Origin of the sequence: Tropicimonas aquimaris (genome assembly GCF_042676185.1) — a bacterium.
Lineage (GTDB): Bacteria > Pseudomonadota > Alphaproteobacteria > Rhodobacterales > Rhodobacteraceae > Tropicimonas > Tropicimonas aquimaris.
In genome coordinates this window covers 120,559-142,570 of sequence record NZ_JBHTJT010000060.1, presented here as the reverse complement: position 1 = coordinate 142,570, position 22,012 = coordinate 120,559, and the positions used below count along the sequence as shown (strand labels likewise).

The window sequence follows — 22,012 nt, the reverse complement described above, 5'->3', positions numbered from 1 at the left end:
GCATGAAGCGCGCACCCGATCCGGACTGGATTGCGGCCCGGCGTCTGGCCGCCGCCCGTACGCTTCGTGCGGCAACCTCGGCCACGCATCTGGAGCGCCATCGATCGGGCTTCGGCTGGACCGTCCGTCCGGCAGCCGGCTCCATCCTTGCGTCGACACGCATTGCGAGCTGGGATCCGGAGCCCGACTATTTCCACCACTGGGTCCGCGATGCGGCGATTGCCCTGCGCGCCGTTCCCCTCGCGATCGCTGCTGAACCCGAAGCACGGGGCTTCTGGCTCGAGGCGGTTGCCGACACCGTGCGGTTTTCCCTCCGGATCTCCGATCCGAGCCGCCGTGGTCCGGCGACAAATCCCCTGCGCGCCACTACCCGACAGAGCCACGAGCAATTCCTTCGCCCTGACGGGGAACTCGCGGGGCTCGCTGGCGAGAAGTGGCTGGAGGAGCCGAGGTTCGCGGCGGATGGCTGCCCGGATCTCGAGCAATGGGGCCGCCCGCAGGACGACGGCCCAGCGTTGCGGGCCTCCGCGGTCATGGCGCTGGTCGATGCACTGCCCGAGGTCGCCTCGCCGGATACCGATGCGCTTGTTGCGCGGGCCCTCGAACACAGCCTCCGGGTCGCGGGCCGCCCCTGCATCGGTCCGTGGGAGGAAGCGCCGGCACGGCGATCCACCTTCACCCTGATCGCTGAATGGGATGCGCTCGACAGGGGATGCGCCCGGGCAGCCGCGCGGGGGGCATCCGCACCGGCGATGCGAGCGGCCGCGGACCGTATCGTCACCTTGATGCAGGAGGCGCGAGATGCGCGGTCGGGAGGCTGGCGGGAGAGCGTCGAGGCGCCCGAAGGGCATTTCGACAGCGCGACCGTGCTCGCAATCTTGCATGCCGGACGCCGCGACGGGCCCTTCGCCATTTCGGCCCCCGCGACCCGTGCGACGGTCGCCGCGCTGGAGGCGTGTTTCGCCGCCCTCTATCCGATCAACCGGGGCCAAGGTGCCCCTGCCATCGGCCGCTGGAAGGAAGATGTCTATTTCGGAGGCAACCCCTGGTATCCGACGACGCTTGGCTTTGCCGAACTGCACTACCGGCTCGCCGCCATGGGAGAGGCCGAAGCGTTCGAGAAGGCGGAAGCCTGGATGGGACTTGTCCAGAGCGTTGCACCAGACCCGGCCGAGCCGCTGGCGGAGCAATTCGACCGCCGCACCGGAGCGCCCGTTTCATGCCTCGCTCTCACCTGGTCAGCCGCCGCATTCCTCGAAGCCGCTGCCGCGCGCGATACGGCGCTTCAGGCGATGGCGGGGGCCAGATAGGGCGCGGTGAAGCCCAAGGCGCGCAGCCCGCGCTGCACTTCCGGCCGTCCGGACACCAGCTCCCACAGCAATCCGGTGCGATGGTTCTCCAGCCCGATGACAATCGGGGCCTGGTCGATGGCAAGCCGGCTCTCGGCGACCCATCCCTGCGTTTCGCAGAAGGCATCCACGAAGCCCGCTTCGCCCCAGATCCTGTCGCCCAGAACGTCGTGCAGGTGCCGCAGGACCGGCATCGCCTCCGCCGGCGCGAAAGGGAACGAGGCCAGCGCGGCGGTGGGCGTGATGACCCCGGTGTCTTCGGTCGGAGAATGCGCGACGTAGCCCGACGGATCGTCACTCGCGGTCAATCCCCAGCAATCGGCCCCGTAGCCGTCCCAGCCCTTCGGATTGAGCAGGCAGTGCTGGCGGTTCACCAGGGCATGGGCTCGGGCCTGCGCGCCGTAATCCGCATAGGCATCGCGCAGCCCCCGTGGATCGATGCCGAGGAAGGGATATTGGGACAGGAACAACGGCCCGCCCCAGTCCGGACCGAGGGGCAGCGGCGTTCCGCCGTAGCTGCGGCCATTGAGGAACGCGGGTGCGGTGGCCCAGCTTCGGTGGTAGGCAGATGCGGGGATCGGATGCGTACGAGAGCCCGCGCCGAGCACAAAGACCGGAAAGGCTTCGTTCCAGCCGCGGATCGGCAGCGCGCTCGGACTCCTGGGGCGGCGCGGATGGTGGTGCCACATGACGGCGCCGTCCTCGCGCAGATGCGCCGCCCAGTTCACCGCATCGAAGAGCGCCTCGATCCGGGCGCCGAGCGTCGGCTCCTCCGCGAAATAGGCCGCCGCCCCCAAAAGGCCCATCATCAGAAAGGCGGACTCTACAAGGTCGCCGCCATCATCCCCGGGCATGAAAGAGAGCACGCGCCCTGTCGTCCCCTGCAGGAAATGCGGGAAGACGCCATCGAACCGGTCGGCGCCTTCCAGAAAGCCGACGATCCTTTCCGTCCGGTCGAGGATCTCGCGCTTCGGGCGCCAGCCGCGTTCCGCGGCGACGATCTGGGCGAGCAGGCCGAAACCGGTGCCGCCGGTGCAGACGGTCTCCTCGATGTCATAACCGAAGGCGCCGCCGCTGCGCTCGCGCGCCATTCCGCTCACCGGGTGGCTCCAGTCCAGGAAGTAGAGCGCCGTCGCCTGGCCAACCCGGTCCCGGAGCGCGTCGTCGTCGAGCCCGCGGATCACGATTGCCATGTCAGCGTCACGCTCTGCGTGTCGCGGCTGTTCGGGCCGACATGCAGCACCACCTCGCCGGGATCACGCACCCATTCAGCGGCCTCGAGGGACGGAGCGATGGGGTAGCGGAATTGCTCGGAAGTGATCTCGAAGACCAGCTCGCGGCTTTCCCCGGCGCTCAGCGCCACCTGTTTGAAGTCGATCAGCATCCGGCCGGGGCGGGTCACGCGCGCCACAGGGTCCGTCGCATAGAGTTGCACCGTCTCGACGACCGCGCCGGGGCCATCGTTTTCGACGCGAAGCCGCAGCAGGACCTGCTCATCCCCAGGCGCGGCCTCCGCCGAAAGGCTCGGCGCGCCGTAGGTCACCTTGCCGTAGCCGAGCCCGAAGCCGAAAGGAAACCGTCGTGCGTCATCGGGCATGTCGAGCCAGCCCGTCCGGAATTTCATGAAACGCCCGGTGAAGGGGCGCCCCGTCGGGTCGCTGGCGTAGCTAAGCGGCACCTCGCCCGGGTGCGCCGGCAGCGAGACCGCCAGCCGCCCAGAGGGCACCGTCGCACCGAAGAGCAGGTCGGCCACGCCTTCCGGACCGGCGATGCCGCCGTGCCAGGCGTAGAGCACGGCGTCGGCTTTGTCCGCGATCTCACCCAGGGCGAGCGGACGACCGGCGAACACTACCACCACCAGCGGCTTGCCGGTGCTGGCCACGGCATCGATCAGACGGCGCTGCGGGGCGGGGAGGTCTGGCGACAGCCGCGAAGAGGACTCGCCCGCGTGTTCCTTGGCTTCGCCCACTGTGGCGATCACCACCTCCGCGTTGCGGGCGGCATCGAGGGCCTCTGCAAGCAACTCGGCCTCCGGCCTCTCGTCCGCATCCACGGTGACGCCGTGAACGTTGAGGCGCTGCTGGAGCCACGATTCGTCGACGATGTTCGCGCCCCAGGCGACCGACGGGGCGGAGCCGGTCATGGCCACCACGGCATCTCGCAGGCTGACGACATCCTCCGCCCGGCCGGAAACCGACCAGGTGCCGAGCATGTTCGCCCGATCCGTGGCAAACGGGCCGATGAGCGCCACGCGGCTATTGGGCCTCAAGGGCAGAAGGCCGTCGTTCTTCAGCAGGACGGCCGAGCGGGCGGCGGCCTTCCTGGCCAGCTTGCGCCCTTCCAGCCGCGACGGCGCCGCGGGCGAACCCTCAAGCCCGCGAAACGGGTTCTCGAGCAGTCCGAGCTTCTCCTTGAAGCTCAGCACGCGATAGCAGGCCCGGTCGACGAGGCCCACGATGTCCTCGGGCGAAAGGGCAAGTCCGGCGTCCGGTGCGTCCAGCCCGCTTCGTGCCAGTTCCGGAAGCTCGGCAAGGTAATCCTCGCCGACCATGTCCATGTCGACCCCTGCATGGAGCGCTCGGGCAACGGCCACGCTGGCTGGCCCCAGCCCATGCGGCGTGAGCTCCTTGACGCCCGTGTAGTCGGACACGATCAGCCCGCCGAATCCCGCCTGTCCGCGCAGCCAGCCCTCGATCAATGGCTCATTGGCGTGCATCGGTAGCTTGTTGACCGCGTTGAAGGCGACCATGACGCTGGCGGCTCCCTCGGCGATGCCGGCCTCGAAGGGCGGCAGGTAGACCGAAAGCAGGTCTTCCCAGGCGAGGCTCACGTTGTCGTAGTCACGCCCGCTTTCCGGTGCGCCATAGGCGACGAAATGCTTCAGGCAGGCCGCCACCCGGCCAGGCCCGGCGAAATCCTTCCCCTGGAAGCCGCGCGTGGCGGCCGCCGCGATCCGGGAGGCGAGGAGGGGGTCTTCGCCCGGACTTTCCGCCACGCGGCCCCACCGAGCGTCGCGGGAGATGTCGATCATGGGGGCGTAGACCTGGTGCAGGCCCTCTGCTGATGCCTCCGCGGCCGCAAAGGCCGAGGTCTCCTCGATCAGGTCGAGGTCCCAGCTGCAGGCCAGCGCGATGTTCAGCGGAAAGACCGTGCGGTGGCCGTGAATGACATCCTCCGCAAAGAACAGCGGGATATTCAGGCGCGAGCCGGCAAGGGCGCGTTCCTGCATCGCGCGCGCGGAGGCCAGCGACTTGGTGCCGAAGATCGCCCCGACCTGACCCGCGTCCAGCCGCCGCGCCAGCGGGGTGTTCTGCGCCCTCCCTGTGACCAAGCCTTCGCCTGCGGCGAGCAGGTTGAGCTGACCGATCTTCTCGGCGAGCGTCATTTCGGCCATCAGCCGGTCGACAATCGTCTGCTTTGCCATGCGGGCGCCTTGTTTGCTGAGCCTTTATTCCGCCGCGTGGCGCGCTGCGTATCCTGTCGCCACGATTGGGCGCAACTGCCCGATACCATTTCGGATTTCGAGAACCGAGGAATAGAACGGCTCGCCATCCGGGTCATGCGGCACGATCTCCCCGTGCAGAACCGCAAGAATTGCAGTTTCGGGCAAGCACTCGCACAAGGTGAGATGGAAGTCTACCGCGGCATTGACGTCGAGCGCGGAGGTGGCTTCGTCCAGCAGGAGGATCCGGGGTTTGGCCAGAAGGATGCGCGCCAGAACCAGCCTTTGCTTCTGGCCGCCGGACAGAACGTTGCGCCAGTTCTTGCCCTGGTAGAGGTCGTCCTCGAGGCAATTGATGAAGTCCCCCAGCCCGACCCGCGAGAGGGCATGGGCGGCGGCGATGTCGGAATGCTGCTCGGGATAATCGGGATAGGCCACCAGCGCCTTCAGCGTCAGGCGGTCCGGGATGTCGGGCTCCTGCCCGGCAAAGAACATCTCCGCCCCGTCCCGCATCTTCACGCGGCCCTTGCCATAGGGCCACAGCCCCGCGACTGCTTTCAGCAGGCTGCTCTTGCCGCAGCCGTTCTGGCCACGCAGGTAGACCCTCTCTCCGGGGTAGAGCGCCATGCGCGGCACCGTCAGGAAGGCCTGCGTGTCGTGCCCGCGATGGTGCAGGCTCAGATTTTCCATCGCCAGCAGCGGTCCGCTCTCGGTCCGGACCCGCTCGAAGCGACTGACCCCGGTTTCGGCGTAGAAGTCCTGCCGCTGGCGCACGCGCTCGATGGCGCAGGCAACCTCGGTCAGTCGGGCCGAATTCGCGCGGAGCATGGCGATCGCTGGCATCACGTTGATGAACCAGGACACGTCGCCAATGAGTTCCGCCGTCAACTCGCTGCTCGCCGCGAAGTCCCGGAAAGACAGGCTGCCGGCCATGAACGCGGGCAACGCCGGGAGATAGGCCAGCAGCCGCGCGGAGAGAAAGCTGTAGGTGTTCCGGAACATCAACATGCCCGCGTCCAGCCGGTTCTGGCGGCCCCATGTCTGATCGACGTCCGCGTAGAGCTTTCCGTTGATGCGGCTCTGAGCCCGCTCGCCACGGGAGGCGGCCAGCTGGGCGACGCGGTTGAGCATCACGCCCCACTCGCCCCGCCAGGCACCGTCGCGCCGTTGCCGCTGCAGGTTGAGCCGCTCCAGAACCCGCCCTAGCAGCCATGCGACATAGGTGATGGACGGGACGTAGACGGCGACCATCAGGATCGCCAGCAGCGCAGTGCCATATTCGCCGGGTACGAGGTTGACGTGGGAGGCCATCTCCGGGCCCACCGTCCGTTCCAGAGCAAGATTGGCCTCCTGTCCCCAGCGATCGAGGAAGGGCACGGGTTTGGTGTGGTCGAGCAAGGCTTCGGAGATGAAGTAGATGGACGTCACCGCCCCCCAAAGCCCCATCGAGAGACCAATCACGCCGCCGTAGAGGCCAGCGGAGCATTCGTCGATCCGCTGGTCGATGGCATCGGGCATCCGGGAGGTGCCGCCGGCTTCCGAGCGGTCGCTCATCAGGTCCAGGGCAGTGCGTTCATCCGACAGGATCGCATGGTTGAACTGCGCCACCAACCAGCCGCGTGCCCTGCGGTGCAAGGTCGTGGAGATGAAATGCCGAAGCGCCACGCCGGCGGTCCTGGCAACATAGATCGCGAGGTAGGCGCCCGCAGCCAGGAGCACAACGCGCACCGGGTCCGTGGCGGCTTCGAGGGAATGGAAATTCGCGAGCGACGCCAGGAATTCGGCGCTCGCCATGGCGACCCAGACGCTTGCCTTGCTGAGCAATGTGGTCAGCGCGATGATGACTGCGGTCAGCAACCATGCTTCCCGCCAGCGCTCGGACACCCAATATGCCGACAGAAGGCCCCAGAAGCCTGAAAGACGTTTCATTTAGCCTGCCCCGATGGTGTCCTGACATGCCGGCACTACCTCAGAGCAACGACCTGTCGCCTGAGGCGCCGATCTGGCACCATTTGTTGTTGATTTGGGGCCGATATGCGCCGCTTTGTTGCGCTTCGACCAATGCTCGTACCAAAGAATAGCCATTTTTCCGATCGGCAGTAAACCGCCGGAACGACACCGGACCCCATATTTTACTGGACGGAGCGAGGTTGCGTCGCACTTCTGCAACGGTCGACCCGCGCCGGTATCGGGGAATCGAGACTGCGCAGGTCGCCGATGTGGCTGATCCCGTGGGCTTTTTTGATCGCGTCGTTGCTGAGGGGCGTCTTCCGGGCCGAACCCGGCCAATCCAGTTTTGGGCGGGCACGCGTTTGTCTGGCAGGGCGGTCAGATTCCCTTATTTTGCCATCCGGCTCATGAGTCGTTGATCCACGTCATGGCGAATATGGATAGTTCTGCTACAAGAGATCATGGGTTGCGGGTATTGGAACTGCCGCAACCCGCTGCACTGTCCCTCGTTCCACACTCGGCGCTCAGCCGTTCTGGCGAGCGCCGTTTCTTGTCGGCCCTCCCGATGCTGGGGATCTTAAAAAGTCGGCGCGGTTTTCCGTGTGTCGGCTCGTGGACAGGACGGGCCTTCGCGAACCTTCCGGTCAGAAGCTCCGCAACCTGAACACAGTCCCAGAGCCCCGATGCCCGCATGCGAAGGTTCTGAGCTAACTGGACGCCGGCATCCACCACGGTTGCGACGTTCGGAACAGCGACAGGAGCTCATTGAAGGATGAATGCGTCTCCATGATTTCGCCGACAGGCGCGCTGCAGGCGATCGCTCCCGCGGTTCTCTCGGGGAAATGAGGCCCGATGCGGCCCAGTTCGTAAGCGACCCCATCAAGCATGGTCGTTGCGATCTCGCCGGACCACTGAACCGAAACCGATCGAGGGTCCGTCGACAATCCCGTTCCGGCCGCTTTGAGCACCGCCTCCTTGGCGCACCAGTATCGCAGGGCCAAGGGCCCCTGATCATGACGGGGCAGGGCAAGAACCTCGCCCACCTCGTTCGGTGTCAGGAAGTTCTCCACGACTGCGAGGGCGTCGCGCGCTCGATCTGTCTGCTCTACGTCGATCCCTACCATGCCGCCTTGCCGCAGCCCGATCGCTGCCGAACTGCCCGAATGCGAGAGGCTTACCTGTAGGCCGGACTGTGCCTCGCCGCGAAGCCTTGGCGGCACGTTGGGTTCGCCGGGGCTGACAAACTCCAGTGCGGCGGGAGACCGGCCCAAGGCCCATCCGGCGAGAATTCTCAGTGCAACATGACTGCACAGATACGCCCAAGCCGATGTCGGCTCGCGCATGCGCTGGTGTCGCCTCGTTTCCGCCGGGCAGAGAAGCGATGCTTCGGGAAAGGCATCCTCGGTGGGCATCCCAAGGGACAGGACCATCGCAAGGGGTCCGGCATGATGTTCCGGCGTCCGAAGCCTGGTCCAGAACTCCTCGAGTTCACAGCGGCGGAATGACATTCGACCGTCCTTGTCGGGGATCGCTTCTGGCATCGGATCCCGCGGGCTGTCCTGTCGCCATCGTGCGGCAGCGTCCAGATGTTGGGGCCAATTCTACCACTACAATATGAACCGAAATTCCGGCAATCAAACCTGCCATTGCAATGTCATGCTGGCGTGGCACCCGTCTTGCTGGGGTTATCCGACCGCGCCTTTCGGGGGATTGTACCAGTCTGTCTGAGGGTGCGGCGAAATTTATTGATCCAGAAGCCGTGGCCAACGTATCTTTGTTCTGCGGGTAATACATTGCAGGTTCTTGGGGAAAGAGTGGCGTTTTGAGGGGGATGGCAATCAATTCGACTTTGCGGCCTCGGTTGCAGTCATCCTGGCCATCGGGTTCGAAGATGATCAGACCAACCTTTCCCGCGCTTCTCCACACCCAGTTGGAGTTGGTTGCCGACGCAAACCCGGACAAGCCGGCCTTCAGGCTCGACGGCGCCAGTCTCACCTACGCCGACCTCGCTGCTGCGACCTCCCGCATGGCGCGAACATTGGTCGAGGCCGGGGTGTGTCGGGGGGATCGGGTGGCCCTCTTTCTCGACCGGTCGTTTGAAGCAAGCATCGCGCTTTTCGGTATCCTGCGGGCGGGTGCGGCCTATGTGCCGATCGATCCCGGTGCCTCGCAGCAGCGCGTTCATGAGATACTCGATCTGAGCGATGCCAGATGCCTCGTCACCACCGAGGCAAAGCGGGCTGCGCTGCCAGGTGGTTTTCCCGCCAGCATGTCGGCCGTCATCGGCCTGTCGAAGCCGCTTGAGGCAGAGGTCGACGTGATATCCTGGGAGGAGGCGCTGTCGTCTCCCGACCTCGGCGCGCGCGCGCAGGCCCTCTCGGAAACCGATCTCGCGTATATCATGTTCACCTCGGGCTCGACCGGCACGCCCAAGGGTATCATGCACACCCACGCCAGCGGCATGAGCTATGCCTGCATGGCTGCGAACCTGTATGGCCTTCACGCCGAGGACCGGTTCAGCAACGCCTGCGGTCTGCATTTCGACATGTCGACCCTTGACTATTTCTGCTCGACCCTGGTGGGCGCGAGCACAACTATCATTCCCGACCCCTGGCTCAAGTTGCCGGCGAGCCTCGCGGAACTGATCGAAGCGGAGCGGTTGACGGTTTGGTACTCCGTCCCCCTGGCCTTGCTGCAGCTTGTCGAATTCGGCGATCTTGGTTCGCGCGACCTGAGTGCCCTCAGGATCGTCCTCTATGGCGGCGAGGTTTTCGTTCCGAAGCATCTCGAGACATTGCGACGTCTTCTTCCCGACGCGCTGATCGGCAATGTCTATGGCCCGGCCGAAACCAATCAGTGCACGTGGTTCAACGTTCCGGAAGGGTGGAATGCCGACCGTGGGCCGGTGCCCATCGGTGCTGCTTGTCCCAATGCCGACCTCCTGGTGATCGGCGAGGACGATGCGGATGTCGCCCCGGGGGAGACCGGTGAACTCGCCGTCCGCGCGCCGACGATGATGCAAGGCTACTGGCGGCAACCCGAGCTGAACCGAACGGCGTTCCTGGAAAGGGCCGGGGCCGGCGGCGAGACGCAGCGCTATTACCGCACCGGGGACATCGTGATTGAGCGCCCTGACGGAAATCTCGATTTCCTTGGGCGCCGCGACCGGATGGTGAAGTCACGGGGCTTCCGGGTGGAACTCGACGAGGTCGAACGCGCCATCGCGGGGTTGCCGATGGTCTCGGAAGCGGCGACCTTCACGGTTGCGTTGCGCGAGGGGGTTACCGTCATCAGGGGCGCGGCAATTCTGAACCCCGAGGAAACGATTGGAGCGCGCGACCTTGCCGCGGCGGTGGCGCGCCTGTTGCCGCATTATGCCCGTCCCGACCGGATCGAACTCGTGCCGGAGTTTCCGCGAACGGGCTCGGGAAAGATCGATCGCCGGGCTTTGGCGGAACAGTTGTCGGGCGAGGCTCAGGTATCGGGAGTGGTTGGACATGCATGAGACGATACGGGAGTTCATCGAGGCCGATCTTGTACTGGAGCGGGAAATTACCGCCGATGAGCCGCTGCTGCTCAGCGGCATGATCGACTCGCTGGGCGTGATGCGGATCGTTGCCTTTCTGGAGACGAGCTTCGGCATAAAGATCCCGGCAAGCGATCTGAAGATCTCGAACTTCGGAACGTTGAACGCGATCGCGGCCTATGTCGCCGAAAGGACGGCCGCATGACCGAGCGCGCCGGACATCTGGCCGAGGCGCCCCTCACGTCGCCGCAGAAGATGCTCTGGGCGGGCCAGCAGATGGCGCCGAACAGCCCGCTCTACAACATGGCCTGGCTGGTGGAACTGGAAGGTTCCCCGGACACCGAAATCGTGCGGCGTGCGTTCGATGGCCTGTGCCGGTCGCGAGATGCCTTGCGGCTGGTGATCCGGACCTCCGATGCGGAGCCCGCTCAATACGACAGCGGGCAGCCGGCGGGGCGTTTCGGGGCGGTCGATGTCGATGACGCCGCCGCCGCAAGGCACTGGGCGGAACAGCGGATCGGCCGTGGCTTCGATCTTTCCCGCGAAACCTTCGAGGCTGCCTGCCTTCGCACCCGGAGCGGGGACTGCCTCTTCTATTTCTGCCAGCACCACATCTTCACGGACGCCTGGTCCGGCCGGGTGTTGCTGGAAGACCTTGCGGCGCGGATCGCGGCACTGCGGACGGGCAAGGAGCCTGAGCCCGCCAGCGCGGCGCAGTTCCTGCCAAGGGCTCTGGAGCCGCGCCCGATTCCGGACGCCGTGCGCGATCACTGGTCGGCCGTCGAGCGCGACGCCGTCGCTCTGCCGCGCCTCTACGGGCAGTCCGGAGAGCCCGGGGAAAGCGCGGCGGTTGTGGTCCGCATCCCACTCGGGTCGGAGCGGAGCGAGAAGCTTTTGCAGCTTGTCACGCATGACAGGTTCGCGGCCCTGTCGCGCCACCAGGCTGCGTTCAACGTCTATGCCACGGCGCTGTTGGCGTGGATGCACCGGGTTTCCGGGCAGCAGAGGCTTTCGCTCGGAACGGTCACCCACGGGCGCCACGCCGCGACCGACCGGGATGTCGCCGGATGCATGGTCGAGCTTTTCCCGCTCGCCGCCGCGCTGGAGCCGGACGAGACCTTTGCCAGCCTGCACGCAAAGGTCGCCGAAGCCGGCATGGACCTGTTGCGGAACGCGGCGCCCGGAGCCAGCACCGCCGGTCTGCAGGGTGGGTTCAACGTCGTGTTGAACCACATCACCGCGAGCTTTGCCGACGTTTCCGGGATCGGGCGCGCGGACTGGCTCGACAACGGCCATTCCGATCCCCGCCACGCGGTTCGTCTCAACGTCAGCGATTACGGCGAGAGCGCGGGGGGCGAGCTCAAGTGGCTCTTCAATGCCTCGACGTTTGATGCGCCGCGGCGCGAGGCCGCGCAGATGCATTTCCTGCGCCTGCTCGACCGCTTCCTGGATGATCCCGACGCCCGGATCGGCTCGGTCGATCTGGCCGGCGATGACGATCAGTCGGTCCGGCTCACCCGGCGGCAAGCAGAGATCCGCGACGAGGCGGCAAGCCCGGTGCAGGACGTGCTGGATGCGTTCGCCCAACACCTCGCCGATGATCCCGACGCGACGGTAATCCAGGGCGACGGCGGCGATCTCGACCGCAAGGGACTTGCGGCTCGGTCCGATGCCATTGCGGCGGCGCTCGCGGATGCCGGCGTGGGGCAAGGGGACCTTGTCGGCCTGCATCTGACGCGTTCGCCCGACCTGGTCGCCGCCATGCTCGGCGCACTGAAGCGCGGCGCCGTGTTCGTGCCTTTCGATCCGCAGCAACCTGCGCAGCGGCTGGACCGGATCGCCGAGGAGGCGCGGCCCGCGCTGGTCCTTTCCGAGGCGGCACTGGCGGAACGTTGGGCGCCTGCAGCCCGCCGGCTCGACCTCGCCGATATCGCGCCGCGGACAGCGGCCACTCCGTCCGAGGCCTCGGCGTGTGACAGGGCCTATGTGATCTTCACCTCCGGCTCGACCGGCACCCCGAAGGGCGTCGTCGTCGGCCGTGCCGCGCTTTCGCGCTATGCCCATTGGGCGGCTCGGGAGTTTTCTCCGGTGCCACGGGCGCGGTGGGCGCTGCACTCGGCCACCGGTTTCGATCTCACGATCACCTCGATCTTCGCGCCGCTGGTGGCCGGGGGGCAGATCCGGAGCTATCGCGAGCCGGCTGATGGCCCCGATCTCTCGGTGCTGCGGGTGTTCGAGGAAGATGCGGTCGATGTCGTCAAGCTTACGCCCGCGCACCTCGCGTTGGTCACGGAAACACCGCGCAGGCTGGAGCACATACGGTCGCTGGTGCTTGGCGGAGAGGAGCTGACCACGGCGCTTGCCGGCCGTGCGCAGGCGGCTTTCGGCCGAGATGTCGACATATGGAACGAGTACGGGCCGACGGAAGCCGTCGTCGGCTGTATGTCGCACCGTTTCGACCCGGCGAGCGACACCGGCCGGGCAGTCCCCATCGGCCGGCCTGCTGCGGCAACGGCGATCTACCTGCTCGACGCAAGCGGCAACCCCGCGCCCGATGAAGTGCCGGCGGAGCTCTTCGTCGGAGGCATCGAGCGGCTGGCAGATGGATACTTCCGCAACAGCGAGGCAACCGACGAGGCTTTCCTCCCGGACCCGTTCGCGCCCGGCCGCAGGATCTATCGCACAGGCGATCTCGGCTCCGTCGCGCGGGACGGGACGCTGCGGTACCACGGCCGGCTCGATACCCAGCTCAAGCTGCGCGGCGTGCGGATCGAGCCGGCCGAGATCGTCGCGGCGGCGATGGCGCATCCGGACGTTGGGTCCTGCGTCATTCGGATGAACGCCCCGCGCAAATCCATCGCTCATTGCACGCGGTGCGGTGTCGGAACAGACACCCCGGGGATCGAGATCGACGACACAGGCGTCTGCACCACCTGTTCCGGCTTCGACAGTTTTCGCGAGCGCGCGGCGGAATACTTCGGCGACCTCGGCGCCTTTGGCGGCATCGTCAAGGATCGGGCGCGGTTCCGCAGGGGCGACTATGATTGCCTGATGCTGCTTTCGGGCGGCAAGGACAGCAGCTATGCCCTGTGCCGTCTGGCGGAGGTCACCCCGCGCATCCTGGCCGCCACCCTCGACAACGGGTTCATTTCGGAGGGAGCCAAGGAAAACATCCGACGGGTCACGGCGGACCTCGGAATCGAGCACCGTTTCCTCGCCACCCCGGCCATGAACGAGATCTTCGTCGACAGCCTGAAACGCCATGCCAACGTCTGCAACGGCTGTTTCAAGACGATTTATACCCTTGGCCTGAAACTGGCGCGGGACGAGGGCATTCCGTTGATCGTGACCGGCCTTTCGCGCGGGCAGATGTTCGAAACCCGCCTCACCCGGGAGCTCTTCGAAACACAGGCACGGAATCCGGACGAGATCGACGACATGGTCCTCGCCGCCCGCCGTGCCTACCACCGCTACCCCGACACCGCGTCGCAACGGTTGAACGGAAACCTGTTCGACGACGACCGGATCTTCGACGAGGTGACCTTCGCCGATTTCTACCGCTATTGCGATGTGCCGGTCTCGGAGGTCTATCGCTATCTCGACGAGAAGATGTCCTGGATCCGTCCGGTCGATACCGGCCGGTCGACCAATTGCCTGATCAACGATGCGGGCATTCACGTGCACAAGACCGAGCGGGGATTTCACAACTATGCCGTCCCCTACAGTTGGGACGTGCGCATGGGCCACAAGACCCTCGAAGAGGCGCAGACGGAACTCGACGACGAGATCGACGAGGCGCATGTCCGGAGCATTCTCGACGAAATCGGCTACGAGATCCGCCGCCCGGACGCCGAAGACAGCGAGTTGATCTGTTACTACACGGGCGAGGCCGGGGCCGGCGACGTGCGACGCCACCTGTCGACGCGCCTGCCGCGAGAGATGATCCCGGCGCACTTCGTGCACCTGTCCCGCATGCCGCTGACGGCCAACGGCAAGATCGACGATGCCCGCCTGCCGGCTCCGGCCCGGGGCGGAGGCGAGGAGGCGAATGCCGACTTCGTGGCGCCGGCCACCCGGACGGAGCGGCACCTGGCCGAGATCTGGGGCGAGGTGCTCAACCGCGCCAACATCGGCACCGCCGACAACTACCTCGAGATCGGGGGCGATTCCATTGGTGCGATCCAGATCGCCGCCCGATGCCGCTCAGCCGGGCTGGCGATCTCGCCCATCGACATCTTCCGGCACCAGACTCTGCAGGCGCTCGCGGCCTTTGCCGACGGCGCGGCGCCCCCTCGGGAGGCTGCGAAACAGGTCCGCGCCAGCGTCGACCCGGACAACCTGAAGAAGCTCGCGGCTCTGCTCGGGAAGCCGAAGTCGTGACGGAGGCGCCGCTCGAATTCTCCGGGCTGGAGGATGTGCTCCCACTCTCGCCCTCGCAGGAGGGGATGCTTCTCCAATCCGTCGCCAATCCCGGCAGGGGGTACTACCTTGGCGTGATCGTTGGATCGCTGCCGGAGGGACTCGATCGCCCGGCCTTCGAGAGGGCGTGGCAGCAGGTGATCGACCGGCACCAGGCTCTGCGCAGCACGCTCGTCTGGGAGACCCTCGATACTCCCGTTCAACTGATCGCGGAGACATCCACTCTGCAGATCGAGGAACGCGACTGGAGCGACAGAACGTCGGCCGAGGCCGAAGCGGCGCTGGACGATCTGATCTCGGATCTGCGTCGCACCGGGCTTGATATTTCGAGCCTGCCGGCCATGCGCGGGGTGCTGATCGGCTGGCCGGGAGGCGGGTACCGGTTCTGCTGGCTGGTCCACCATGCGTTGCTCGACGACTGGTCGGTTGCCGTGGTGCTGCAGGAGGTCGGAGAGTTCTACGCAGCGGCGACTGCGACCGGAGCGGTGCCCATCCTGCGCGATGCAATCCCGGTGCGCGCGCTGGCCGACTGGCTCGCGGGACAGGACAACGCGGCGACCGAAGCCTGGTGGACGGACAAGCTCGCCGGGCCTCACGCCGAGGGCCGGTTGCCTTTCGATGCGCCGGTGGATGCCGGGCAAGATGGCGCGGGCCCGGCCACGCTCATCCTCGAACGCCAACTCTCCCCGGACATCAGCCGCGCGGTGTCAGCCTCGCTGGTGGAGAACCGCCTGACGTTGGGAGCCGCCATCGCGGCGGTCTGGGCGGCCGTTCTCGGGCGGCTGCTGGACAGGGACGAGGTGATCTTCGGTGTCGCTACCACGATGCGTCCGGCGGAGATCGAGGGAATCGACCGGGCGGTCGGAAACTTCGTGACAACATTGCCCGCCGGGCTGAACCTGGCGCAGTTCTCCAGCATGCGCGCGCTGATCGCTGACAGAATGGAGACCGGCGCGGCCGCGCACGAGAATGCGTCGCTTTCGCTGACCCGCCTCAAGACGCTCCTCGGGGTGTCGCCGAAGGCGCCGATCTTCGAATCCATCGTTTCGCTGAAATCCACCTCCGGGGCCGGCAGCGGCAAGGCAGTCCTCTTCGACAGCGTTCAGAGCCGGCTGAGCAGCGGCTTCCCGCTTGCCATGATCGTCGAGCCTGGGGATGCGATTGGCATTCGGCTCATCGCAGATGGACGGCGCATCGGTCAGGCGGACCTGCCTTGCATCCTGGACATGGTCGCGGCGGGTCTGGCGGCCCTGCCTGATTCCATGGATCGTCCGCCTCAGGATCTCCCAGTGCTGGCGAACATTCCCGGCGCGGTCAGCGAGCCGGATTTTGGCGACATCTCGGAACTCGGAACCTTCGGGCTGGTGCACGAGGAGATCCTTGCGCGTGCCGAGGAACGGCCCGATGCGACGGCGGTTGCGATGGGGGAGCGTTCGGTCACCTACCGCGAACTCGTCGAGCAAGCACGATCCGTTGCGGTCTGCCTTGGCGAGAAAGGGATTGGCCCCGGAGACAGCGTTGCGATCCTGATCTCCGTCGGGCCGGACGCATTCGTCGCCATGCTGGGAGCGCTGCTCGCCGGCGCGACCTATGTGCCGCTCAACGCCGAACATCCCGATGCCCACGTGCTGCGCATCCTCGAACATGCGGGCGTCCGGGTCGTGTTGACCGACCGGCAGAACGCGGAGCGGGTCGAGCGGTCGGGCAGGGGGGCTGTTGTCGTCGGCGATCTCGGCAACGTGGGGGGCGACGCCACTTTGCCAGAGGTGCCGCCCGACAGCCCGGCCTACCTGCTCTTTACCTCCGGCTCCACCGGCACGCCCAAAGGGGTGCTGGTCAGCCATCGCAACCTGTCAGCGTCGACCGAGGCGCGCCTGGCCTGGTACAAGGAGACGCCGGAAGCGTTTCTGCTGCTCTCTTCCATCGCCTTCGACAGCTCGGTTGCCGGCATCTACTGGACCCTCTGCACCGGCGGCACGCTGGTTCTGGCCGAACCGGATGCCGCGCGGGACCCGTTCCGGATCGGGACGCTCATCCAGGCCCGCTTCGTGACCCACACGCTCTGCCTGCCGTCTCTCTACAAGCTGATCCTGGAGGCCAGCGACGCGGGTGCCCTGGTCTCGCTGCAGACGGTGATCGTCGCCGGCGAAGCCGTCAGTCGGGCGATAGTTCATCAGCACCGGCAGAGCGGTGTCACCGCCCGGCTCGTCAACGAATACGGGCCCACGGAAGCCACGGTCTGGTGCTCGGCCTGCGATCTCGGGCGGCTGGAGGGCGCGGGGCCGGTGCCGATCGGGCGCGCGATCCCCGGCAGCCGGCTGATGATCCGGGACAGCCGGCACCGCCCCGTGCCGCCGGGAATGCCGGGAGAGCTCTGGGTGGGCGGTGCGGGCGTATCCCTCGGGTATCTCGACCTGCCGGAGGCAACCGCCGAGAGGTTCGTTGAAGATCCGACGCGCGACGGCGGAACAGCCTATCGAACCGGCGATCGGGTCCGGCGACGCGCCGACGGCATGTTCGAATACCTCGGCCGGATCGACCGGCAGGTGAAGGTCCGGGGCGTCCGGATCGAGCCGACCCTGATCGAGACCCTGCTCATGGACATGCCCGAAGTGCGGGAGGCGGCCGTTGACGCCCGTGGCGAGGACGAGGCGCGGGCGCTCGTGGCCTGGATCGTCGGCGAGCCGGAGAACCCGCCCGAGATCGGCGCCGTGGCTGCGCATCTGGCCGAGGCCCTGCCGGCCGCGATGGTGCCGTCGCAGCTTCTGATGGTCGATGAACTGCCGCGCACCTCGAACGGCAAGATCGACTACCGCGCCCTCGCCGCGCCGACTGCGCCTATAGCACCGGCGGCCATCGTCCCGCCTTCAAGCGAGACCGAAAAGGCGCTGGCGGAGATCTGGAAGCGGGTGCTCTGGCTGGAGCGGGAGATCGGGCTCGACGAGGATTTCTTCGAACTCGGGGGGCATTCGCTTGCAGCCATGCGCTTGATCACAGAGATCGGCTCGGGCCTCGGCCTGCGGATCCCGGTGGCCCGGCTGGGCCGTCTGACGACGATCCGGGATCAGGCCATGGCGCTCGATGCAATGCTTGCCGATGCCGATGCGGAGGTGCCGCCGAAGCCGGCGGAGGAGAGAGAACCAGAGACGCAGGCTCCGTCTTCCGCCGAAGCCGACCCGCTCGGAGGCCTTGTGGAGACCGAGCAGGCAAAACTGCACGCCTATCTCACGGCCTGGCCCGACCCGGTGCGCGAGGGGTCGTTGATCTCGGTTCTCAACCGCGATGGCACCCTGCCGCCCCTGTTTTTCTGGTTCACCGCCCGGGCGGATTTCGAGCGCCTCAGCGCGCAGCTTGGACCGGATCAGCCTGTCTACGGCATGCGCGCGGCGAACGGCGTCATCCCGAGCAGGGACACGGATCTCCAGATCTCGGCCCAGCATCGTGTCGCGCGGCATTACCTCCGGGACATTCTCGACGCATACCCCTCCGGGCCGTTCTACCTCGGGGGGCATTGCCAGGGGGGCATCGTCGCCTTGAATGTCGCCAACATGCTGCTGAACCTGCGCCGGCCGGTGGCGACGCTGATCCTGGTCCAGAAGGAACCGCCGATCCCCTATGCCGGCCACGTGGACCTGATCGTTGCGCAACATGCAATGACCAACCCTTACGGACGCTTCGCACGGCCGGAAGAAACCTGGGACAGGCTCTATCGCAGCTGGACGGTCGACTCGCTGCCCTGCGGGTATTCCGACATGTATTGGGGCCGCAACGAACGGCTGCTTGCCGGCAAGATCCGCGACCGCCTGGAGCAGGCCCGCAGGCGCGGCGGCTGGCCGCTTCCGCGCGGCGGCCATCTCCTGGAGTGGGGGGATGTGAACGCGCCCGAAGCCGCGGCGCGTGGCGCGGTGTTCGAGGTGGACGTCTCGATCCGGAACCTCGGCCAGGAAGTCTGGGCGCCAAGCGAGCAGAGCGGGCTTTTCCTTGTGTCTCGCGCTGTCACCGGCGCTCGGCCCGAGATCGCGCGGATTGGACATCGGACGCCATTGCACAGGACGATCGCACCGGGGGAGCGGGCGCGCGTGCTGGTCGCTGTCCGGATGCCGGATGACGATGGCGAGTTCAGCTTCGAGCTCGATATCGTCGAGGAGGGTATTTCGCATTTCTCCGACCGGGGCGCTCCGGTTCAAAGCTTCGTGGTCCGGTCAACGCCTTCCGATCCGCTTCTTTCGGCCGGGCAGGACGCTGACCCCGCGCAGATGCAGTTGGAATACGAGACGCCGGGTCAGCCCGATCCCCTGGCCGATTATGTGCGCAGGATCCGGCATTTCAGGACGGCAGGAAATGCGGCGGGTGGACTGGATATCGTGACCTCCGAAGCCCCCAATTACGCCGTTGCGCTGATCGAAGAGGGGCTTTGCGCGCTCGAGGTTGGAAACGTCGCCGCGGCCGCGTCGCCCTTGCTGGCAGCGGCCCGCCTTGCGCCGAAGGATCCCTGGGCGGCATTCGCCCTCGGTCGCCTGAGACATGCGCAATCCCGGCCAATCGCCGCGGCCCTGCAGATGATGAAGGCAAAGCGCCTGTCTCCCGACGCCGAACTTGCAACGCTGGTGGAGTACCACCTTGCCCGAATGAACGCCCCGCGCCGATGGGCCGGCAAGCTTGTCGATACGATCCGGCCCCGCAACCGCTGATTTTCCCTCCGCTTCCATCACAGGACACAGAGCAAACCGGCCCACGTCAAGAACAGGAAGAGTTGACCCACCATGCCTTTGACGACCGAGCAGATCGAACTGCGGGACGCCGCGCGTGACTTTGCCGCCGCCAACTTGGGCCGCGATCTTGAAGCGCGTGACCGGCGTGGGGCCGAGGATGCCGGGGATTGGTTGGGGGATTGGCGGAAATGCGCGGAATATGGGTTTCTTTCGGCGCAACTGCCGGTCGAGTACGGCGGCCGGCGCATGAGTGTTTCCTCGACCGTCGCGATGCTCGAAGGCCTGGGGATGGGATGCGCCGACAACGGCCTGACCCTCGCCGTCAATGGGCAGGTCTGGGCGGTGACCGAAGCGATCAAGACCTTTGCGACGGACGAGCAGGCGGGCCGCTGGCTGCCGGGGCTGGGCGATGGCAGCCTGATCGGTTCGGACGGCATGACCGAGCGCGACTCGGGTTCCGACGCCTTCGCGCTGAAGACGACCGCCGAACGGGTGGACGGCGGCTACGTGCTGAACGGCGAGAAGATCCTGATAGGCCTTGCTCCAAGATGCGACATCGCGCTGGTCTTCGCCTCGACCGATCCGGCGGCTGGGCGGTGGGGCGTTTCTGCCTTTATCGTGGAGGCCGGCGACGAGGGGTTCGAGCGGGGATTGCCGGACTCGAAGATGGGCCTGCGCACGGCCCCGCTCGGCGGGCTCACGCTTGAGAATTGCTTCGTCCCGGAAGACCGCCTCCTCGGAGGCGAGGGCGACGGCGGCGCTATCTTTCAGCATTCGGTCGAATGGGAGCGCTGTTTCATCTTTGCCAGCCACGTCGGGTCGATGGCGCGCCAGCTGGAGCAATGCGTGGACTTCGCCGGCAGGCGGAAGGTGTTCGGCACGGCCATCGCCAACCACCAGTCGGTCGGCAACCGGCTCGCGGACATGCGCCTGCGACTCGAGACGTCGCGCCTGATGCTCTACCACGCCGCCGAGATGAAGGATCGCGGCGAGCCCTGCACGATGACGGCGGCGATGACCAAGCTCCACATCTCCGAGGCCTTCGTCGCAAACAGCACGGACGCACTGCGCATCCATGGCGGCGCGGGGTACATGACCGAAACCGGCGTAGAGCGCGATTTGCGGGATGCGCTTGGCGGTGTGATCTACGGCGGCACGTCCGACATCCAGCGGCAGGTGATTTCCGCGATCCTGATGGGAGGGCGCGCCTGATGCCGCGGCGTCCTCGCAAGATCCGTGCCCTGCTGGCGCCCGGTTACGGGACGTAGCATGGCCCGGATCCTTGTCGCCAGCACCGGAATGCTCAGCAGCGTCTTCGTCGCTGCCGAGTTCGGTCGGCGGCTTGTCCGTGACGGCCACGAGGCCGTGCTCGTCACGACCGAAAACCACGGTGATCGCGTGCGGGAGTTCGGGCTGGCGTTCCGGGCGATGCCAAAGGTGCCGATCACGCCACTTGCCTGTCCACTGGAGGGGCTCGGCAAGAACCCGTTTGTCCGGACCCCGGCGCGGCGCCGGCAACGACTGGAAGAGACAGCAGCCATGCTCGGTGCCGCCGAGTTCGGCGCGATGCTCGACGAGATCACCCCGGACCTTGCAGTGATCGACTTCGAACTGCACGGGCCGATCATCGCGGCCCTCGGACGCGGTCAGCGCACCGCCCTTTTGCATTGTTTCTTTTCGACAATGGTCGGCCCGCGGAACCCGCCGCTCGGTTCCTTTACGGTGCCGGGCAGCGAGCCTGAGGGAGCGCCCGAGCCTGTCATGAACGAATGGTCCAACCTGCTCCGCTGGAAACGTCGGCAGGAGATCGTCGGGGCGCTGCGGCATTGGGGCGGGGACATCCCGTCGGCCTTGGGCCATCTGGCGCGCAAGCACCGGGTTGCTCGCGACATGTTCTTGCGGAGGCGGTGGCAGTATCCTTGGGGCTATCGGCTGCCCTGCCTGATGACCAGTCCGGCGGAGCTGGATTTTCCCGGCGAGGGGGATGATGACGTTCGCTACATCGGTCCGATGATCGCCGGGACGCGGCCGGAGGGGGCGTCGCAAGCCGATGTCCCGGGCATCCTGGGATCGGACGCCGCGGCCAACGGCAAGCCTGTCGTCCTGGCCTCCTTCGGCACGGTGAATTCACCGCCGCCCGCGTTCCTCGAGGCGCTCTGGGCGGCCTTCGAGGCGCGCCCGGACCGTGTTCTGGTCCACGTGGTCCCGCCCAATGCCGACGCGCCGCGGCGGCCACCCCCGGACAACGTGACGGTGGTGAACTGGCTCGACCAGCCTGCCGCGCTCGAACGGGCGTCCCTGATGATCAACCACGGCGGCGTCGGATCGGTTCGGGAGGCGGCGCACCGGGGTGTGCCGCAGATTGTCGTCGCGGCCGACATGATGGATCGTCCAGGCGGCGCCGCGCGGGTCCTCTCCCATGGATTAGGCGCTCGCCTGACCGGTCGTGAAGCAGCAGAGCAGATCTCGGGGACGATCGACGCCGTTCTCGCGGACGAAGGCATCGCCGCCGCCTGTGCCCGCATGTCGGAGGCCTCGCAAAGCTACGCCGCAGGGCGGGTCGCCGAGCGCGAGCTGAGACGGTTGTTGGACGAGGAGCGGAAATGAACGCGGT

General features: G+C 66.6%; 10 protein-coding genes and 1 pseudogene. 7 read left to right on the top strand and 4 right to left on the bottom strand.

The annotated features are described in order from the left end of the window. The first annotated feature begins 2 nt into the window (after positions 1 to 2). Positions 3 to 1,310 carry a glycoside hydrolase family 15 protein gene (locus ACFQ2S_RS23895; protein ID WP_386079002.1) on the top strand — a complete coding sequence of 436 codons (1,308 nt, stop codon included), beginning with the start codon at positions 3 to 5 and terminating at the stop codon, positions 1,308 to 1,310. Here ACFQ2S_RS23895 and ACFQ2S_RS23890 read toward each other — a convergent pair. From ACFQ2S_RS23890 to ACFQ2S_RS23875, 4 genes and pseudogenes are all read right to left on the bottom strand, one after another. Beyond that, positions 1,286 to 2,542 (bottom strand): glucoamylase family protein, encoded by a 1,257-nt coding sequence (locus ACFQ2S_RS23890; protein ID WP_386078999.1) that lies wholly within the window; start codon positions 2,540 to 2,542, stop codon positions 1,286 to 1,288. The two genes, ACFQ2S_RS23895 and ACFQ2S_RS23890, sit on opposite strands and share 25 nt — an antisense overlap. Beyond that, positions 2,530 to 4,773 carry a glycoside hydrolase family 3 N-terminal domain-containing protein gene (locus ACFQ2S_RS23885; RefSeq protein WP_386078997.1) on the bottom strand — a complete coding sequence of 748 codons (2,244 nt, stop codon included), beginning with the start codon at positions 4,771 to 4,773 and terminating at the stop codon, positions 2,530 to 2,532. Before ACFQ2S_RS23885 ends, ACFQ2S_RS23890 begins: the two co-directional genes overlap by 13 nt. A gap of 24 nt (positions 4,774 to 4,797) precedes the next feature. Then, a pseudogene (locus tag ACFQ2S_RS24835) lies at positions 4,798 to 5,406 on the bottom strand (ATP-binding cassette domain-containing protein); the annotation flags it as partial. Between the two features lie 2,042 nt (positions 5,407 to 7,448). Beyond that, on the bottom strand, positions 7,449 to 8,249 hold the full coding sequence (locus ACFQ2S_RS23875) for a 4'-phosphopantetheinyl transferase family protein (RefSeq protein ID WP_386078991.1): 801 nt from the start codon (positions 8,247 to 8,249) through the stop codon (positions 7,449 to 7,451). A gap of 323 nt (positions 8,250 to 8,572) precedes the next feature. On the opposite strand from ACFQ2S_RS23875, the gene ACFQ2S_RS23870 reads away from it, so the two are divergent. From ACFQ2S_RS23870 to ACFQ2S_RS23845, 6 genes are all read left to right on the top strand, one after another. After that, positions 8,573 to 10,246 (top strand): amino acid adenylation domain-containing protein, encoded by a 1,674-nt coding sequence (locus ACFQ2S_RS23870; RefSeq protein ID WP_386078989.1) that lies wholly within the window; start codon positions 8,573 to 8,575, stop codon positions 10,244 to 10,246. Then, complete coding sequence (locus ACFQ2S_RS23865; RefSeq protein ID WP_386078986.1) at positions 10,239 to 10,472, top strand: acyl carrier protein; 234 nt, start codon at positions 10,239 to 10,241, stop codon at positions 10,470 to 10,472. The genes ACFQ2S_RS23870 and ACFQ2S_RS23865 overlap by 8 nt, the downstream gene beginning before the upstream one ends. Further along, on the top strand, positions 10,469 to 14,647 hold the full coding sequence (locus ACFQ2S_RS23860; protein ID WP_386078984.1) for an amino acid adenylation domain-containing protein: 4,179 nt from the start codon (positions 10,469 to 10,471) through the stop codon (positions 14,645 to 14,647). Before ACFQ2S_RS23865 ends, ACFQ2S_RS23860 begins: the two co-directional genes overlap by 4 nt. After that, positions 14,644 to 19,377, top strand: coding sequence for a non-ribosomal peptide synthetase (locus ACFQ2S_RS23855; protein ID WP_386078982.1), 4,734 nt, complete (start codon positions 14,644 to 14,646; stop codon positions 19,375 to 19,377). The genes ACFQ2S_RS23860 and ACFQ2S_RS23855 overlap by 4 nt, the downstream gene beginning before the upstream one ends. Before the next feature lie 72 nt (positions 19,378 to 19,449). Then, the gene (locus ACFQ2S_RS23850; RefSeq protein ID WP_386078979.1) at positions 19,450 to 20,610 is read left to right on the top strand and encodes an acyl-CoA dehydrogenase family protein; all 1,161 of its coding nucleotides are present in this window, start codon (positions 19,450 to 19,452) and stop codon (positions 20,608 to 20,610) included. A gap of 57 nt (positions 20,611 to 20,667) precedes the next feature. Beyond that, complete coding sequence (locus ACFQ2S_RS23845; protein WP_386078977.1) at positions 20,668 to 22,005, top strand: nucleotide disphospho-sugar-binding domain-containing protein; 1,338 nt, start codon at positions 20,668 to 20,670, stop codon at positions 22,003 to 22,005. The last annotated feature ends 7 nt before the right edge of the window (positions 22,006 to 22,012 follow it).

Bases quoted from the DNA above. Each gene is read 5' to 3' on its own strand.
- ACFQ2S_RS23895 (WP_386079002.1), top strand. From the start codon at position 3: ATGAAGCGCGCACCCGATCCGGACTGGATTGCGGCCCGGCGTCTGGCC.
- ACFQ2S_RS23890 (WP_386078999.1), bottom strand. From the start codon at position 2,542: ATGGCAATCGTGATCCGCGGGCTCGACGACGACGCGCTCCGGGACCGG.
- ACFQ2S_RS23885 (WP_386078997.1), bottom strand. From the start codon at position 4,773: ATGGCAAAGCAGACGATTGTCGACCGGCTGATGGCCGAAATGACGCTC.
- ACFQ2S_RS23875 (WP_386078991.1), bottom strand. From the start codon at position 8,249: ATGTCATTCCGCCGCTGTGAACTCGAGGAGTTCTGGACCAGGCTTCGG.
- ACFQ2S_RS23870 (WP_386078989.1), top strand. From the start codon at position 8,573: ATGGCAATCAATTCGACTTTGCGGCCTCGGTTGCAGTCATCCTGGCCA.
- ACFQ2S_RS23865 (WP_386078986.1), top strand. From the start codon at position 10,239: ATGCATGAGACGATACGGGAGTTCATCGAGGCCGATCTTGTACTGGAG.
- ACFQ2S_RS23860 (WP_386078984.1), top strand. From the start codon at position 10,469: ATGACCGAGCGCGCCGGACATCTGGCCGAGGCGCCCCTCACGTCGCCG.
- ACFQ2S_RS23850 (WP_386078979.1), top strand. From the start codon at position 19,450: ATGCCTTTGACGACCGAGCAGATCGAACTGCGGGACGCCGCGCGTGAC.
- ACFQ2S_RS23845 (WP_386078977.1), top strand. From the start codon at position 20,668: ATGGCCCGGATCCTTGTCGCCAGCACCGGAATGCTCAGCAGCGTCTTC.